General features: G+C 46.8%; 1 protein-coding gene. It reads right to left on the reverse strand.

What is annotated here, in order from left to right:
• Positions 1 to 285 (reverse strand): hypothetical protein (locus tag SB765_RS28385; RefSeq protein ID WP_410932321.1); only part of this gene is annotated, 285 nt, incomplete at its 3' end.
• Positions 286 to 355 lie beyond the last annotated feature (70 nt).

A 355-nucleotide genomic window follows, 5' to 3' on the forward strand; every position in this document is an offset into this window, starting at 1 on the left:
GTTTTGCCGTAGTGCTCGCTCTAAATCTCGGAGCGTGGAGTTTTGGTCACTAGCAGCCATGCGCTGGGGATCGTCATTCCGAACGATGTCTATGTAGTTGCCAACGAAATCAAACCATGGAATTTGATTCTCACGAAATGACGGGAACGAAGATATGTCTAACGCCTGCTGGTAGGGAAAATTTATTGAGAAATCGGCTCGCCCCTTCAGTGCATTACGCAGCGCAGTGCTCGATGGCGCTTCTTTAAATGCTGCGTAAGCCTCTGCATGGGCAACATAGATCATCGTGAAGAACCCAATGAGTATTACTTCGAGCCTCTCTGGATAAGTAAGCCTTATTGAATCAATTATATCG

The organism is Pseudomonas sp. SIMBA_067 (assembly GCF_046534675.1).
GTDB lineage: Bacteria > Pseudomonadota > Gammaproteobacteria > Pseudomonadales > Pseudomonadaceae > Aquipseudomonas > Aquipseudomonas putida.